Annotated in this window: 14 protein-coding genes, 1 tRNA gene and 2 CRISPR repeat arrays; of the genes, 12 read left to right on the forward strand and 3 right to left on the reverse strand. The window is 54.8% G+C overall.

The features are described from left to right. Nucleotides 1–68: 68 nt before the first annotated feature. The 8 genes from QXU97_05435 to cas1 all read left to right on the forward strand — a co-directional run bounded on the left by QXU97_05435 (nucleotide 69) and on the right by cas1 (nucleotide 8,388). On the forward strand, nucleotides 69–1,907 hold the full coding sequence (locus tag QXU97_05435) for an HD domain-containing protein (protein ID MEM4036031.1): 1,839 nt from the start codon (nucleotides 69–71) through the stop codon (nucleotides 1,905–1,907). Nucleotides 1,908–1,999: 92 nt separating this feature from the next. After that, nucleotides 2,000–2,410 (forward strand): hypothetical protein, encoded by a 411-nt coding sequence (locus QXU97_05440; protein MEM4036032.1) that lies wholly within the window; start codon nucleotides 2,000–2,002, stop codon nucleotides 2,408–2,410. Then, nucleotides 2,407–3,567, forward strand: coding sequence for a type I-D CRISPR-associated protein Cas7/Csc2 (gene cas7d / locus QXU97_05445; GenBank protein MEM4036033.1), 1,161 nt, complete (start codon nucleotides 2,407–2,409; stop codon nucleotides 3,565–3,567). The genes QXU97_05440 and cas7d overlap by 4 nt, the downstream gene beginning before the upstream one ends. After that, nucleotides 3,564–4,286 (forward strand): hypothetical protein, encoded by a 723-nt coding sequence (locus QXU97_05450; protein ID MEM4036034.1) that lies wholly within the window; start codon nucleotides 3,564–3,566, stop codon nucleotides 4,284–4,286. Before cas7d ends, QXU97_05450 begins: the two co-directional genes overlap by 4 nt. Nucleotides 4,287–4,304: 18 nt before the next feature. Next, complete coding sequence (locus tag QXU97_05455; protein MEM4036035.1) at nucleotides 4,305–6,503, forward strand: hypothetical protein; 2,199 nt, start codon at nucleotides 4,305–4,307, stop codon at nucleotides 6,501–6,503. 13 nt (nucleotides 6,504–6,516) lie between these two features. Further along, nucleotides 6,517–6,798, forward strand: coding sequence for a CRISPR-associated endonuclease Cas2 (gene cas2 / locus QXU97_05460; protein ID MEM4036036.1), 282 nt, complete (start codon nucleotides 6,517–6,519; stop codon nucleotides 6,796–6,798). Then, nucleotides 6,770–7,417, forward strand: a complete 648-nt coding sequence (locus QXU97_05465) for a hypothetical protein (protein ID MEM4036037.1) — start codon at nucleotides 6,770–6,772, stop codon at nucleotides 7,415–7,417. The genes cas2 and QXU97_05465 overlap by 29 nt, the downstream gene beginning before the upstream one ends. After that, nucleotides 7,414–8,388 carry a CRISPR-associated endonuclease Cas1 gene (cas1, locus tag QXU97_05470; GenBank protein ID MEM4036038.1) on the forward strand — a complete coding sequence of 325 codons (975 nt, stop codon included), beginning with the start codon at nucleotides 7,414–7,416 and terminating at the stop codon, nucleotides 8,386–8,388. The genes QXU97_05465 and cas1 overlap by 4 nt, the downstream gene beginning before the upstream one ends. Nucleotides 8,389–8,507: 119 nt before the next feature. Continuing rightward, a CRISPR array of direct repeats spans nucleotides 8,508–9,560; the repeat unit is 24 nt; unit sequence CGCAAAATAACAAAGAACTAAAAG. 184 nt (nucleotides 9,561–9,744) lie between these two features. Here cas1 and QXU97_05475 read toward each other — a convergent pair. Then, entirely contained in the window at nucleotides 9,745–10,191 is a 447-nt protein-coding gene (locus QXU97_05475) for a hypothetical protein (GenBank protein ID MEM4036039.1), read from the reverse strand. A 66-nt stretch (nucleotides 10,192–10,257) separates the two neighbouring features. Further along, nucleotides 10,258–10,731 (reverse strand): hypothetical protein, encoded by a 474-nt coding sequence (locus tag QXU97_05480; GenBank protein MEM4036040.1) that lies wholly within the window; start codon nucleotides 10,729–10,731, stop codon nucleotides 10,258–10,260. Between the two features lie 160 nt (nucleotides 10,732–10,891). Next, nucleotides 10,892–11,221: a CRISPR direct-repeat array (repeat unit 24 nt; unit sequence GAAGCAATCAGAAAAGACTGAAAG). A 40-nt stretch (nucleotides 11,222–11,261) separates the two neighbouring features. On the opposite strand from QXU97_05480, the gene QXU97_05485 reads away from it, so the two are divergent. Then, nucleotides 11,262–11,981, forward strand: coding sequence for a sulfite exporter TauE/SafE family protein (locus QXU97_05485; protein ID MEM4036041.1), 720 nt, complete (start codon nucleotides 11,262–11,264; stop codon nucleotides 11,979–11,981). A 184-nt stretch (nucleotides 11,982–12,165) separates the two neighbouring features. Here QXU97_05485 and QXU97_05490 read toward each other — a convergent pair. After that, nucleotides 12,166–12,240 (reverse strand) — tRNA-Arg (locus QXU97_05490). Nucleotides 12,241–12,422: 182 nt separating this feature from the next. Here QXU97_05490 and QXU97_05495 point away from each other — a divergent pair. From QXU97_05495 to QXU97_05505, 3 genes are all read left to right on the forward strand, one after another. Beyond that, nucleotides 12,423–13,496 carry a hypothetical protein gene (locus QXU97_05495; protein MEM4036042.1) on the forward strand — a complete coding sequence of 358 codons (1,074 nt, stop codon included), beginning with the start codon at nucleotides 12,423–12,425 and terminating at the stop codon, nucleotides 13,494–13,496. A 68-nt stretch (nucleotides 13,497–13,564) separates the two neighbouring features. Continuing rightward, nucleotides 13,565–14,554: a hypothetical protein gene (locus QXU97_05500; protein ID MEM4036043.1), complete on the forward strand. Its 990-nt coding sequence runs from the start codon at nucleotides 13,565–13,567 to the stop codon at nucleotides 14,552–14,554. Further along, complete coding sequence (locus QXU97_05505) at nucleotides 14,538–15,494, forward strand: hypothetical protein (GenBank protein ID MEM4036044.1); 957 nt, start codon at nucleotides 14,538–14,540, stop codon at nucleotides 15,492–15,494. Before QXU97_05500 ends, QXU97_05505 begins: the two co-directional genes overlap by 17 nt. Nucleotides 15,495–15,854 lie beyond the last annotated feature (360 nt).

The following is a 15,854-nucleotide window of genomic DNA, read 5'->3' on the forward strand; positions in this document are numbered from 1 at the left end:
CGATGCGCATATTACACAGAAAAGCTTATAAGTATTGTGAACGAATACATGTTCCTCGGAGACTAATGATGAAGTTACGAAGTCTGATCGAGACCGCCTGTACGCTGTTCCCCCCATTCATAGGTCTCGTCAGCTGGAAGTACACGATTCCATCCTCCGCTCTCTACCACTCGCTCAGCGTCGCATCGATTGCTGGAGGTATTGCTGAGTTGCTCACCGACAACGCGGACGAGGTCGAACTAGCTACATATGCCGGTCTAACCCACGACTATTACCAGAAGGGGGATAGCGTTGGACTTACCGTCGGGAGTGGGGAGGAAATATTAAAGCGCGTTCTCGAAGAGCGCGGCGTCGAGAAAAAGATCGTTGATGTCATAGTTAACGAGGCGACTAGGTACAACGTCGCTGAGAACCCGGGCATATGGGCTGGCAAGCACCCCGTCGCCGGCCTAAGCATGTGGCTCGCAGATACAATTGCCGGAGCCCCTTCGGCCCTCATTGTCGAGCAGAGGATAATAGAGCGATCGAGCAGGCTAGACGAGAAGTTGCGGAAGCTGTTGCGATCTCTCAACATATCTGTTTTCTCGGTGCTACTTCCACAGGTGGCGCTGAGGTCTGGGATATACTCCGAGGTGGTGAGGACCCTCAGCAAGATATCTGCCGTCCCCATACTTGCGAGAGACGGATTAATAGTGGCATCTAACACGGAGGTACCGCGGATACAGATAGACATCAACGTCTTTAGAGTAGATGCAGAGCAGTACGATATCATCTACGAGAGCGTCAAGAAGCGTGCACCCACACTGTCAAGAGACACCTTCGATGAGAGGATGCGACGAGAACTTTTCCTCCGCGGCTCCAGCAATAAGATACCTCTCGGTAAGTCCGCACGAGAGCTTCTCCTCAACATAGACTTAGCGAACGTATCGTGGGAGGACAAAGGTTCGGGCTGCAGGTGCGTGTTCTGCGGTCTACCAGTAGTCGAATCTATTCATCCAGCAGTTATCGGCTACCTTCAGTACGCTTCAAGCAGTATGGAGAGATGGAACACGAGAGCCCCTGCGGTCGGAGTTAACTTGAACTACCTCTTCCGCGGAGACAATTGGCGCGATTACGGGATTGTTTCCTGCCCCCTCTGCGTTCTAGACGCCTACGAGGTCTACTGTATGATGCACGGTAATAATATCAAGTCGGCTGACTACTTCGCGGTACTGTACTTCCCCCTACCCACACACTACGAGGTAGCGAGATCGCTGTCAGCTATAGCTCACAGGATACTGTCCACAGCTACCTCACGAGGCGATGGGGAGAGCTTTGTCAGCTTAGTTGAAGAGTCCTATATTGACCCCGAGAAATACGCTGAACACGTTACGGAGTACACCAAGAGTACAGATGAATCAATACTGGTTGACTCGACGTGGGCGTTACACTTCGAAGTGATTCCACAGATAGACGGAGAGCTTGAAACGATGGCCACCTGTCTATCTAGCCTCGCAAGGGTTATCCTGTTCACTGGTGTATACCCGGTTAAGTTTTCGAACAAGATAGATCCCCTAACGGAGAGGAGGTTGCTGAGCCCAGCCTACCCCCTATACGACTTAGACCCTGCGAGTAAGGAGGTGAGGGATCAAACACCCCTCTTAGTCGCTCTGCTATCAATTATCGACAGCCTCGACGCCAAGCTGAGCGCTCGCAGAGGCACGAAACTAACAGACGACAGGACCAAGCTCGTCATGGAGTACCTGAGGTATCCGTATCTTATGCATAGAGACCTGCTGTTGAAGCATAGTGTGGGGAGAACCGTGCTGTCTACCTACCTTGAGTTTAGGGAAAACCCGGTCAGCCTCTTCAAGCAGGCTCGAGCCCCTCGCCCATCACGTAGCCCTAGGTCGGGCACGTGGGGGTAAGGAGGGGTAGATGGAGGGGCGGATATGGCGTGAGTGAACCCTCTCTAGATGAGAAAACGAAAAGCGTGTTAGAAGCCCTAGGGGTGAAAAACGTGTCCAAAGCTACGAGGGAGCAGGTAGTGCTAGCTTTAGGCAGGTTACTTTCAGTTAAAGCGTCTAGGGGGGCATCAGTACACGAGGTAACCAAGGAGGTTAGGAGAGCGCTGGAGCTAGCGCTGAGGTCACCGCTGATTAGAACCGTCGACGAGGCTCTAGTCAGCGTGGTGTACACCAACCCACCGTTTAAGAGCGACGCGTTGAACAGAGCTTACAGAGAGTTGTTGAGGAAACTGTTGATCGAGACGGTAGAGTTGGCCAAAGGGCTATCGCTGATGTGGAGAAGGCGGTCGGTGAACCTAACTGTTGAGAACCTCTACAATATAGCCACCGCTAGCGAGACGTTCGAATATAAGAAAAAAGTATCCGAGGTCCTGGAGGAGAGTATAGGAGAGGAGGTAGAATGAGTCAGCAGCTCAAGAATCTGTCTGAGCTCCTGAAGGAGAAAAGCAGCTATCTGAGAAACCCGAATGAGCAGGATAGAATATTCGCAAAAGGCAAGAAAATAGAGGTAATATACGCTGTGGTAGGCAAGGGTATTCCGCTCTTCAGAACCGAAGGAGCCGGTGATGTAACAACCATCGGTATCACTCTAAGGAAGGAGAGCTCCACGCCGTCGGAGGGCGGACACGACGCTAACAAATCATACGTAGAAGTGCCTGCCATACTGCCAGAGAAGATACAGGCGAAGCTCAGGAGGAGGATGCTGGAAATACTAAGGAGCGAGTTCAACGATGAAGTCAAGAAGCAGGTGAAGAGGTACAGGGAGCTAGGGTTCAATAAGTTGGGAGAGGACGGCTCCTGGAACTGCTTCATCATGCCCCCCAGCGGTGAGGGAGAGACAGACCTAGGGATGTGCGGGTTCTGCCCGGCGTGCAACATCCTCGGAGCGATAATAACAGAGAATGAACACGGGCTTGCATCGACATCGTACGGCATCAAGAGCAGAGTGGTCCACGACATAGCGTTCGCCACGGTTCCCTACGAGAAGTGCGTAGTCGAGTTAACTCATAATAAGGTCGGCGATGGGGTGAGCTACACCGGTAGGAGCTTATACGAGGAGCCTCACATAGTGCCAGGGACCGTCTTCGTAGGTAAGCTCGCGATGTACGATGTCACGGAGAGGGAGGCGAAGCTAGTGCTACACTCGCTGGCGACGATAAGCAGGATGGGGGGCGGTGAAACGAAGTACGGCTCCGTGCAGGTGATAATCGTTGGGCTGAGAGCGGGCGATAGGGAAACCATTAGCAGCTACGATATAGCTAGACACGTACTGGAGAAAACCGGAGGCGCGCTGGTCGAGCCAGAGGTGGTTGTCAAGGAGGTTGCTAACTACATAAAGGGTAAGGGGTTTGATGTCGTGATCGACGAAAAGGCGGGGATCGACAGCCTAGACACGGTGGCGGCCGTCTCTGACGATGAGATAGCTAAAATATGGGGAGAGGACAACTACTGGTACTCTGACAACGTAGTAAAGTATATCGCTAGAGCAGAGCCCAAGACAGGGAAAGGCGGGAAGAAGGAGAAGAAGTCTAAGGGAAAAGGTAAAGAGGAGGCTCGATGATCGCCAACGAGAGGTACAGCGTCGATGAGCTGAGGTTCTACGTAGTGGAGTTAGAGCTACACAGCATCATGTGGTTCTCAACCATAGCCCAGCCGCACCTCAAAACCTTCGTCCAGACGCCGCTACCATTGGTGCACAACTACCCTCTGGTGCTGGCGCTACAGGGACAAATAGTCGAGGGGTCGTACATTTCTAAGTACAACGAGTACAAGAGGGTTGGACCGCCGTCTACCATGTTCTCGGAGGCGATGGTTTATGCCTACCCGATGCTACTCGATAGAGTGTTCTACAAGAAGCTTCTGCTGAGCATGTCCGAGTCCGACTACCTGGTCTACAAACAGCAGACAAGGCTAGCCGTACCTATCATGGCTACGTACAATGCCTTCGCCCCGGGCACGAGAGGTAAAACTGTGGTCGTGGTCCCGAGGGACAGAGGGCTACCCAGGGAGCTCTACCTGAGACTCGGGGCAAAGAGGTACGGCGTGTGGAGGACAACCTACGTCCAGGAAGCACGTGTCGAAGCAGTGGACCGCCCCGTAGCCGTGTCCTCGCCTTTCAACGTAGCCGATGTCCCGCCCGAGACCGTGAGTAGCAGTCTCGTCGTGCTCAAGCACTATGCTGGAGACATAGCCTTATCCGGGGTCTTCACCAAAGCTCTCGAGATACGCACCAATAGGGAGAGGATCCTCAAGCCCATACCCTTTTTCATCTCCACCTAATCGTGGAGGCGCTTTTCCGTGTACGAGCACGAGGTCATGCTCACCCCCGTCTACGTTGAATCGTCCAGCGAGCAACTCGGCGATATAAGAGTTAGAAAGTTTCAGAAAGAGGTAGCCGACGTCACGGACGGGTTCGTGGTTCTATCCGCCCCCACAGGCTCCGGTAAAACGGCGACGCTCCTAACGGACGGGGAGCGCGGCGTATCGATTGGGCTGTACCCCAGTAACGAGTTACTGCGTAGCCAGGTGGCGGGGTTGCACAACTTCATCGTGAACCACATCGGGATGCAACCAAAGGAAACGCTGCTCTACGACTACTGCAGGACCGGAGCTGTTCCTGAAAACTACGTCCCGATGAACATCTACGTGTCTGACAGAAGCGTTGACCTGTTCGGCAGACGAGTCAGCAAGGTATATATTGTCGGGATGAGCGGGGACGTGGTCAAGGCGGTAGCCGACCGCGGCAAGCTCGACGTACTGATAGAGGCCTCGGACAGGCTGGCGAGCATAAGTGAAGACGGATACGTCGTCGTCCTAGCCACCCCGGATACCTTCTTCCTGCTCACACTCTACGCTTACCGCAACATCGACCTCGCAGGCAGGCTCATCCACCACGTTCTACTTAGAGGAGAGCTACCGCGTAGCTACGAAGAGTTCGACGAGCTAATGAGGAGGCTGGGCATGAGTAGAGCCGAGCTCGAGAAGATGGTCAGAGCCTTCCTCCCCTGCAGAAGGTCGTCGCTGTTCATCGACGAATACCACCTGTACGGCTACTATGAGCTGTCGTCGTTCAAGGCTCTACTCTACACGCTGACCACCGTGCGCGGATGGAGCGGGAGGGTAATCCTATCGTCGGCCACACCCAGCACGGACTTCCAGGAGGAGCTAGCAAAAGAGGTGGGTATGGCGCCTGTTCACCGTATCGATGGGCTCAGGTACGTTAAGGAGAGAGGGGATGCGGACGAGCTGGTCAGAGGACCAATTAAGCTGGTCTTCGCGGAGGTGGGCGAAGATGGGGGAAACCAGATCGCTAGGCTCTACGGTGCGAGCAGGCGAGCCTACGAACTGATATCGACGCCGAGGTTCAGGAAGTTCGTAGAGAAGCTTAAAGAGGGTCGCGGCAAGGGGGCGGTCATACTCGAAAAGGTATCACACGCAGAGGTCTTTGCGGAGAAGCTGTACAGCGAAACCGGGGTTAAGCCGATATGTCTGTACTCGATGCCACGTGAAGACGTATGCGAGGAGGTGCCTGCATACGAAGTTAGCGGAAGCCTACTCGTGGTCGGAACCGGCGCTAAAATAGGGCAGGGCGTCGAGTTCCCGGGAGTCTCCTTTGGTGTGGTGGCTAGAGTCTCGGCTGTAGACTTCCTTCAGTCGATCAGTAGGGTAGGTAGGAGGCTTAGAGAGGAGAGCACGGTTCTCGTGCCAATGGCAGAGAAGGAGCTTGAGGGCGTAGCGGAGGACAGCGTTTTCGCGAAGAAGAAGGTGAGCTACTATGAGCTAGCCGAGTGGGCTGAGAAGACAGGGAAACCGCTCATGAGGAAGATACCGACAGGCTACGAAACGGTGTACCGTGGAATAATATCCGTGAGGGAGAGCGTGTTGAAGCTCATCGGGTTAGCCCTCCACTTCAGACTCTCGGGCGCAAGATACGGAGATATAGCGAGCCACGCCGAAAAACTACGCACCTCACTACAGAACCTGAGAATCATTGCGGCCCCGGACCACGTGGGCACCCTGCTGATGTTCAGGTCCTCCGGTCCGAGCGTAACCTACTGCCGCGAGATCCAGGGCGAGGTTAAGTGCTATAGCAGAGGCGAGGACCTCGGGACACTAATAAGGAACTATGAGGTCACGGCTTACAACGGGTACCCGCTTATCAAGAGCATCGGCAGAAGCGAGATAAGGATCAAGTGCAATGGGGATAGGGCTGACGATTTGAGACGCTTCGTTGAGAGAGGAGAAGAGAGGATGACGCCGAAGGCCCCGATAATCATCGACTGGCTCACGCTCAGAGACCTGTTCCAATGCCGCCTCGCGGTCTACAACGGTCCCGGAGAGCCTGAAGAGCTGGGGCGCCTCAGCAGGGAGCTGGAGAACCAGCTATTCCTTATTCCAAGCACTACGAGCGACGACCTCGGTGAATACATTTACAGAGCTGGGAAGGGGTTGAGGGTTAAGCTGAACAAGGGCTCTATCATCCTGCTCTACTTATAGAGCGAGTGATAGGATGTATGTCATCGTCGCCTTTGACGTCTCGGACGAACGCGTGCGGGGACGCCTACGCAGGTTCCTCAGGTTTCTCGGTCTATCGATGGTCAATAGAAGCGTCTACGCCGGCGTCGGGGGACAAAGCATCGTGGAAAAAATTCGGGAGAAAGCTGGAGAGCTCGTTGGAGAACGCGATAGCGTGTTTATCGTCCTTGTACAGGAGCAGGAGTACATGCGGGCTGTTCTATGCACCAAGGTGGATTGCAAGAGGGTTGAGGACATCTCCTTCGAGGTCGTCTAGCGTAGCGCACCTCTCAGCCACGATGCTCTCGTGGATGGCTAAGTGCCCTCTTGCTAAGAACATCGTGCTTTCATCGGCTGGCTCGCTCTCGTACACGACGCCTCACACGGTTGAAGAGATGAAGGGTAAGCACGACGAGCTAGTGAAAGTCTTAAGGAACGCTCTCGGCAACGCCTTCTTCTCGAAGCGTGTAAAGGCTCTCGAGCTAGAGCGGATGAAGCTGTGTCTCACGCTAACGCTGAAGGACTCCACCTACACGGTATGCGGGGTCCCCGACCTAATGTACCTCCTCTACGGCACAGAGCTAGACGATCTAATCTTGGTTGTCGAGGCAACGCTCTCCCCCAGCACACGACACCTAATCTACGGAGAGATGCTGTTCTACTCCATAGCCGCATACATCTACTACGGTTGCAGAGTGGTGGGGCTAGTCGTTAACCCCAGACACGTCTACCTCGTTTCATTCAGAGAAAACGCCGTTAATCGCTTCAGAAGGCTTTTCTCGAGACTGAAGCACGAGAAAGCAGTAGAGCTATCTGAAAACAGGAGGGCGGAGCATCCGTGGATTTGTAGCTTGTGTGATTTAAAGCATTCATGCCCTCTAGGGAGTGAGGCTTGAGAACGATCTTTATTAAGAACGCTGAGCTCGTGACCAGGAAAAGCCGTAGTAGCTTGATCATACATCGAAAAGACGGTACCTACAGAGAGGTGAATATTAGAGACATAGAGGCTGTTGTGGTCCTAGGAGCTACCACTAGAATAGACTGCGGAGTAGTTTCTCTACTCTCTAGGTATAACATTCCTTTGTCAATAGTCAATAAGTTGGGTGTCTCCATTCTAACAGTTCCAGTAGTGACACTTTATAGTGAAACAAGACGTGCTCAGTACTCTTTGAGCGATGATGAGAAAGCTGAAATCATGCTGGAGATTCTGAAGGCTAAGTTCAGAGGCTTATCAAACATACTCAAATACCACGAGAAGAGCGCTCCGGAGGCGGATCTCGAGGAAGCAGTAGCGAAGAGAGACCTACTGCGCTGGGAGGCGACTGCGAGCCGCAGGTACTGGCAGCTAATGATAGACCTCATACCGAGTAACATACTCAACGAGCTTGAGAATAAGTACGAGTTTCAGGGTAGGAATCCACGCGCGAAAGACCCGTTTAATCAGTCCATATCGGCTCTGTACGCGGTTCTCTACTCCTTAAGCACTAGAGCGCTCCTCGCCAGCGGACTAGACCCCACATACGGGCTACATCATAAGACAAGGTACTCCGTCCCACTCGTCTACGACTATACCGAGATGTATAAACCGATAGCTGTGCACGCTGTGATCAGAGTACTTAGGAAGGCGGAGAAACTCCCAGTGTTAGATGAAGGCGGCTACTTAACTAAGGAATCCCTGAGCGTGATGTCGAAAGAACTATTCAATATACTGAATGCGAGAGTACGGGGAACGAGGATTACGCCGCATAGAGCTATCTACATCAACGCGATTAAACTCGCAACGAGAATAAGGACAGGAAGCAGACAAGTACGCTACACTTACACGTACAACCCGAAAAAGATACTATACCATAACAGCAATAGATAGACAACGGAGGTGAGCTACTCGCGTCGATTCTCGTGGGCGGGGCTCGCCCTCTCGCCCGAACCTCTATAAACCTTGGGTGAGAACGGGAGAGTAGATGAAAAGCGCCACGCGAGAGACCTCGCAAAATAACAAAGAACTAAAAGCGCAACGTTAAGATAGTCTGTGCGGGGAACCCCCCGGCGCAAAATAACAAAGAACTAAAAGAGAATGATCTATGTGACTTGCCCGAGCTGTCGCAAACGCAAAATAACAAAGAACTAAAAGATCATTGCCCGAGGATCCTCTCCCTCAGTCGAGAGACGCAAAATAACAAAGAACTAAAAGAGGAGATGGTCGGAGTGACCCCCATCGACTACGTAGTCGCAAAATAACAAAGAACTAAAAGTGCCTTGAAATACTTCCGGCAGCTCGGGCAGGTCACGTCGCAAAATAACAAAGAACTAAAAGCTCAGCGTCAGCAAGATCAAATCGACGTCGCTAACTCTCGCAAAATAACAAAGAACTAAAAGCTAGGGAGGATCACCTCCGCCTGGCCCGGGGGCCGCGCAAAATAACAAAGAACTAAAAGATGCTGATAGCACGGCATGGACGTGCTCCAGCTCCGGCGCAAAATAACAAAGAACTAAAAGTGGAGATCAAGAGGGCTCTCGAGGAGGGCAAGGATACGCAAAATAACAAAGAACTAAAAGCCCCTTATTCTTGTTTTTGAGGTTAATAAACTTTTCCGCAAAATAACAAAGAACTAAAAGATAACGTTACTAGTTGGGCGGCTAGGTCGTTTACTCCGCAAAATAACAAAGAACTAAAAGAGAGCGCTCTCGGCCCCGAAGTGGTTGAGAGGATGACGCAAAATAACAAAGAACTAAAAGAGTTCGCGGGCGAACTCGAAGTGAGCTTCGAGGACTCGCAAAATAACAAAGAACTAAAAGCAGGGTAGGTTCCAGGGAGACAGAGTCGTAACGGGAGTCGCAAAATAACAAAGAACTAAAAGAGTTCGAACTCCCCCCACCGGGGGACCTGGACTTGGGCGCAAAATAACAAAGAACTAAAAGATCTTCTCGTCGCTACCATCGAGGTCTACCACGAACGCAAAATAACAAAGAACTAAAAGTATTATTCCCCCGCTTTATATTATTATGTGTACAAGTCGCAAAATAACAAAGAACTAAAAGATGGGGCTTGCGCGGAGAATCGCGAAGCAATCAGAAAAGACTGAAAGCGTTGGAGCGTGTATCTTGAGCCTCTCCCTGAAGCAGGTTACACCTCTTACGCCCTCGAAGAACTTCTCGAGAGTTCTCTCAACTTCCTCGCTCACCGAGACCCTCCCCGAGCGGGGTGTACTTTAATTAAGAAGTATTACGACTGCCCTGCGGTGCTGCTTTGATCGATGTCTTCGTCCATCTGGTAGCTGTCCAGCAGCGGCGACTTAACGCGTATCCCGTGCTCATCGAGGAACCTCTTGGCTATCTTCCCCTCTCTGATCACGTGCTCGAGATAAGCTATGTCCTCCGGCGTCAGCTTATCCCCCTCCTCCTTCATTATCCTTATAGCTGCCTCAGCGCTCCTAACGGCTGCAGTGTACAGCCCAGCTATGAACGGCCCCACTCTGCCCTCACCCTTCGTCGCAACGTTGTCCGTTGGTATCCCATGTATCATCTGCTTTCTCCCGACCTTGAACCAGAGGTCCACGAGGGTCTTTATCGCGTCGTCGAACGTCAGGCGCTTACCGCAGTCCGCGGTGAGCTCTCCGAGGACCCTGGCGAGCGCCTTGTACGTCTCATCCTTAAGCTTAATGGTCTTCATTCCACCACCAGGTTTAAAAAGTGGAAAGAGGGGAAAAAAGGCGTTTGGGTTCGGAGCTAGCGGCGGTCATCCGTAGTCGTCCATGTACGAGTAGAACTCCACTTCGCGATTGCAGCGCTCGCACGCGAGCTTGTACTCCCAGCTCTCGGCGTTCTCGCGTTTTGGCACCGCTCGCCAGTAGCCCGGCAGATCGTCGTCCTCTTCAACTTCTCCCTCCGAGTCGTCGTCAGATGCTACTCGGAGCTCGCCGCGGTCGATGTAAACGGTTGTGCAGCCGCAGGACGCCCTCACGCTGCACATCGCGTCGTAGAAGTCGTATTCGTCGACCGCCAGCTTGAAGAACCGGGGCTTCGTGTACCCGCCGCGCACGTCGCATCCGTTGTGCACCTGCAGCATCACGTAGTAGTCATCGCCAACCTTGAATGTTATTCCCTGTAGAACCTGCGACAGCAGGTTGCACTCGAAGTTGTAGGTGTTCCAGTGCCCCAGCACCTCGTATCCGTACTTCTCCCCGAGGACTTCGTCAGCGAATTCCTGCATTAGTGTGAACCACGATCCGTCCCTGCTTTCCGCAAACTTGTAGAACTCCTTTTCAAGCTCCTCACACATCTCGTCCCTGTCGAGTGCCCAGGTCAGGAAGTGGAAGACGCTTATCTCCACATCTATCCATCCATCCTTCCACGCGGTTACCTCGACCGACGGGAAGCAATCAGAAAAGACTGAAAGAAGGGCATATTCCTCTTCCCGGTGGATTCCATCTCAATAGTCGTCGGCGAAGCAATCAGAAAAGACTGAAAGTTAATCGTCGAGCACAAGCGCTCGGCCTCCTCGGGCGAGTCGACGTACCTGTCGAGAAGCAATCAGAAAAGACTGAAAGTCGCACTCTCGGTTCGGAGAGAACATGCTAGAGTACGCGCTCGCGCTCGTCGCGAAGCAATCAGAAAAGACTGAAAGGAGGAGGCGTTCGGCAGCGTCAGCTACGACAGAGTCTCGCGGATCCTCAGGCGAAGCAATCAGAAAAGACTGAAAGGCATTGAGTTGGTAGTATGTCGTTAGAAGAGATTGTGCTGATGAATTGCGGCCTCGCTGTTTTATCGCTACTCTCCGGCATGCTTGGTCTCGGTGTGGCATTTGCGGCAATTCCTTTTTTGAGCATTTTCTTAACTGATTTAGTTCGCGAGGTGCAGCCGCTGGCGTTGCTGTTGAACGGATTTACAGCATTATTCTCGGCCATCGGGTTCTCTAGGAGTGGGCTTGTCGAGTGGAAGAGGGCGCTGTTATTAGCCGTGGTCACTACTTCATCGGCGCCCGTAGGTTCCTTGCTAGTTATGTATGTACCGCAGGTATATGTGTGGATTAGTTACTTCATAGCTGTATCATATTTGGCTTATAGGTTGTTTAAACCTGTTAAGGCAGTACCTAAGAATGAGAGGTACTTAATCGCATTGCTACTCGCCGTTCCCATATCGATGCTCTCGGGATTTCTGGGCGTGGGCCCCGGATTCCTCCTAATGCCGACTTTGATCGTGGCCGGCTTCGAGCCTAAGAAGGCTGCGGGCATCAACGCGGTTGCGGTGTGCCCTCCCTCGTTCTCGGCGCTCATACCTAGGTTAGGCAGCATGTCGCTCGACGTAACTATGGTAGCTACGTTACTTATTGTTAGTACGGCGGCATCGTACGCGGGGGCTAGAATAACATCTAAGTACATATTAAGCACTACGTTAAGGAAGCTCTTCGGGCTATTAATAGTAGTCATGACGTTATATAGATTGTTAACTTTATTAACTTAATCATGAGACGGGCTCTAGACCTCTTCGAGTCAAAAGAGGCCGAGCAGGGATTCGGGGGATTGGAGCAGCGCCGTAGACCTCGCCTCGCTCTTCGCCAAGCGGAGCAAGTAGAAAAGACCGAGAGCGCGCTCGGCTCTCGCTCTCGCGAGAGCCCCCCGGTCCGCGAAAGCGATCGAAAGACCAGCGGGCCCGCCGGGATTCGAACCCGGGGTCTCCGGCTCCGAAGGCCGGCGCCTTATCCTGGCTAGGCCACGGGCCCCCTCCTCTCGGCGAGCCAGCGGGAAATCGGACCGAGGGCTCTCGCGGCCCGCGCCGTCGATCTATTATCTTCGTTCGTATTTGAAGATTCGTGCTCAAAGCCTCGCGAAGAGCCGGCCGGGGGCGGCTTCCGCGTGGAACGCTTTTAATCCGTTCGCGAGGAGGCCTGATAAGGAGCCGGTCGTGGCCCCCTGCCCGCTCATGCGCAGATACGAGGGCAATCCCGTGCTCGCGCCCAGGCCCGGCTGCTTCTGGGAAGCCGGGGGGACGTTCAACCCGGCGGTCTTCAGATACGGCGGCAAAATCTACATGGTGTATAGACAGGTCTCGAGGAATTGCGTCTCGACTCTGGGCCTGGCCGTATCGAGGGACGGCTACGAATTCCTCGATAGAATGCCCCAGCCCGTCTACGTGCCGAGAGCCAGATTCGAGACGCACCCGGAGGCTCTGGGAGAGCTGCGCGGCAAGGACTTCTGCTCCAGGGTGGCGAGCTTCAGACACGTCTCGGGGGCGAGCTGCTTCGGAGTGGAGGACCCGAGGATCGCGCTGATGAATAATAGGATTTACCTGACGTACGTGGCCTTCAACGGGGTGGACCCTCCCCGCGGCGCCCTCACGTGGATAGACGTCGTAGACTTTCTCAACGAGAGGTGGGACATGTGGGCCAAGCCGATCCCGGTCACGCACCCCAGCATACCTGACAAGAGCGTCGTGATGCTGCCGAGGAGAGTGAGGGGCAAGATCGCGTTCTTCCACAGGATATTCCCGCACGTGTGGCTCGACTACGTCGACGACGTCTCGGAGCTGACGAGGAGGTACCTATGGGGTTACCCCGCCATAAGAACGAGGCCTCCGTCGTGGGACAGCAGGAAGATAGGCGTGGGCAGCGTCGTCGAGTGGGGCCCCTACTTCCTGGCGACGTACTACGGCGTGACCGGGTGGGACGACTACTACTACAGCGAGGGCCTGAGCCCGAGGGACTTCGCCGAGAGCGACGGCTACAGATACAAGATCGGCGTCATGGTACTCGACGGAGAGGACCCGTCGAGGGTGCTGTACAGATCGCCCGAGCCCGTCGCCGAGCCGGAGGCCTGGTACGAGCTCCACGAGCCCGTGACTCCCAACGTGATTTATCCCACGGGCTCTCTGCTCGAGGGAGAGAAGCTCCTCATTTACTACGGCGCCTCGGACTACTTCGTGGCTCTCGGGGAGCTAGACCTGGGCCCGCTGAGGGACGAGCTGTCGAGGGAGCTCTGAGGGCCTCCCGGCGAGCCCTCGCGCTTTTAGCTCGGGAGCTCTCAGTCGATCGACCGGAGGACTCGCTCTTGCTTAAGCTGAGGAGGCACGCGGGCAACCCGATCCTGACGCCGCGCGCGGATTTCTGGCTCGAGGGAGAGGCGGTGTTCAATCCGACGGTGATCAAGCGCGGCGAGAAGGTGGTGATGCTGTACCGCGCTCTATCGAGGCCTCTGCAAAGATCCCCCGAGGAGCATATCAAGATATCGACGATAATGAGAGCGGAGAGCTCGGACGGCGTGAGCTTCGAGCGGAGGGGGCTTTTCATCGGGCCCGAGCGGCCCTGGGAGGCCTACGCCACGGAGGACCCCAGGGTGACTCGAGTCGGCTCGACCTATTTCATCACGTACACGGCCGTCAGCAGGTGGCCCCCGAGGCCTGAGTCCGTGAGGCTCGCCCTGGCCCTCTCCGAGGACCTGGTCAAGTGCACGAAAGTCGGCGTGATTTGCCCCTACAACTCCAAAGCCGGCTTCGTCTTCCCGAGAAAATACGAGGGCCGCTACTTGATGGCTCTGACCCTGAACCCCGATAGACCCCCCTCCAGCGTAGTGCTCGTCGCGTTCGACGACGTGAGGGACCTGCTAGAGGAGGAATTTTGGAGAGGCGCTCTGAGCGAGGCTAAGGCGCTGCTGAGGGGGACGAGCGAGAAACCCTTCGTCGAATTGGGGACCCCTCCGCTCGAGGTCGACGACCACTGGCTCCTCTTCCTCCCGGATATACTCTACGAGAAGGGGCACTTCGTCGAGTTCAGCATCACCGCCGCGCTGCTCAGAGCGGATGACCCGAGCGAGCTCGTGGCTCTCTCGACTAGGCCTCTGCTGAGGCCCGAGCTGGAGTACGAGCTCACGCAGAACGCCTACCCGAGGGGGATCGCCTTCCCCTCGGGAGCTCTGCTGGTGGGCGACGAGGTCTGGGTCTACTACGGGGCCGCCGACAAGTACGTCGCGCTCGCTCGCGTAGAGCTCGCGCGGCTCCTGGACTATCTATTGAGGGAGTGTAGAGTTGGGCGCGCCGGTTAAGCTCCAGAGGCACAAATCGAATCCCCTGCTGTCGCCCGACCCCGCGAGGCGGTTCAGGAGCAGCGCCGTCTTCAACGCCGGGGCGTTGATGCTTCGAGGCAAGATATATATATTGTACAGGGCGCAATCCGCGGACCTCACGTCGACCATAGGTCTCGCGGTGACGAGCGACGGCGTCTCGATAGAGGAGAACCTCGACGAGCCTATCTACGCGCCGAGAGAGGAGTTCGAGTCGAGGGTGCTCGGCGGCCCCGGCCCGGTGGGCTGCGAAGATCCGCGACTCACGATCTTGGACGACACGATCTACATGTTGTACACGGCCGTCAGCGACGCGTTCGATTACGTCAGGGTGGCCCTGACCTCGATACGCGTCGGCGAGTTCCTCGAGAGGAGGTGGTCGGCGTGGACTAAGCCGATCCTCGTGAGCCCGCCGGGCGTGTGGGACAAGAACGCCTGCCTCCTCCCCAAGAGGATTCAAGGTAGATACGTGGTGATACACAGATTCTTCCCGAGCATCTGGGTGGACTTCGTCGAGAGCCTAGACTTCGAGGGCTATTGGGTCAGAGGATACGAGGTGATGAGGCCCAGGCCGAGGTCCTGGGACAGCGACAAGGTCGGCCTGGCCGGCGTGCCGGTTGAGACGAGCGAGGGCTGGGTCATGATATATCACGCGAGGAGCGCCTACGATGGGGCCTACAGGCTCGGCGCGGCCCTCTTGGATAGGGAGGACCCGACCACCGTGTTGGCGAGGCTCCCGTATCCTCTGCTAGAGCCGAGAGAGTGGTACGAAAGAGACGGAGGCGACATAGTGTTCTCCTGCGGTCACGTTATCCTCGACGGCAGACTCTACGTGTACTACGGCGCCTCCGACAAATACCTAGCCGTGGCCTCCGTGGACTTCGGCGAGCTCGTGGGCGAGCTACTTAGATACGCTTCTTGAGCCCTCGCGAGCTAGAGCCGCCGGATCTCAGAGAATCATTAGCGAAGCGGAGGGGGGAGAGAAGCGATAAAAAGCGTAAGAGTCAAGCATTTCGGGAGCCTCGAAAGTCGCTCTACTTCTTCTCCTCCTTCTTCTCCTCCTTCTTCTCCTTCTTCTTGCTCATGGTGCTTCCCGCTTAGCGGTATTCCGGCGGCATCGATAAATACGTGCGTTGACGCGAGAGAGAAGAAAGCGAAGCGGCATAAGGCGGCCCGGCCGCTCCGAATAGCATCACGGCGTGAGATGAGAAAGTCAACGCGAGGTTAACGAATTGGCGCGAGATCATTAACGAAATAACTTTAAACTGATTCGAGGAGGTCT

The sequence above is a fragment of the Fervidicoccaceae archaeon genome (genome assembly GCA_038878695.1).
GTDB lineage: Archaea > Thermoproteota > Thermoprotei_A > Sulfolobales > Fervidicoccaceae > JAVZVD01.

Excerpts from the sequence above, each read along its gene's own strand:
- QXU97_05450 (MEM4036034.1), top strand. The coding sequence starts at position 3,564 with ATGATCGCCAACGAGAGGTACAGCGTCGATGAGCTGAGGTTCTACGTA.
- cas2 (MEM4036036.1), top strand. The coding sequence starts at position 6,517 with ATGTATGTCATCGTCGCCTTTGACGTCTCGGACGAACGCGTGCGGGGA.
- QXU97_05480 (MEM4036040.1), bottom strand. The coding sequence starts at position 10,731 with ATGCAGGAATTCGCTGACGAAGTCCTCGGGGAGAAGTACGGATACGAG.
- QXU97_05475 (MEM4036039.1), bottom strand. The coding sequence starts at position 10,191 with ATGAAGACCATTAAGCTTAAGGATGAGACGTACAAGGCGCTCGCCAGG.
- QXU97_05485 (MEM4036041.1), top strand. The coding sequence starts at position 11,262 with ATGAATTGCGGCCTCGCTGTTTTATCGCTACTCTCCGGCATGCTTGGT.
- cas7d (MEM4036033.1), top strand. The coding sequence starts at position 2,407 with ATGAGTCAGCAGCTCAAGAATCTGTCTGAGCTCCTGAAGGAGAAAAGC.
- QXU97_05435 (MEM4036031.1), top strand. The coding sequence starts at position 69 with ATGAAGTTACGAAGTCTGATCGAGACCGCCTGTACGCTGTTCCCCCCA.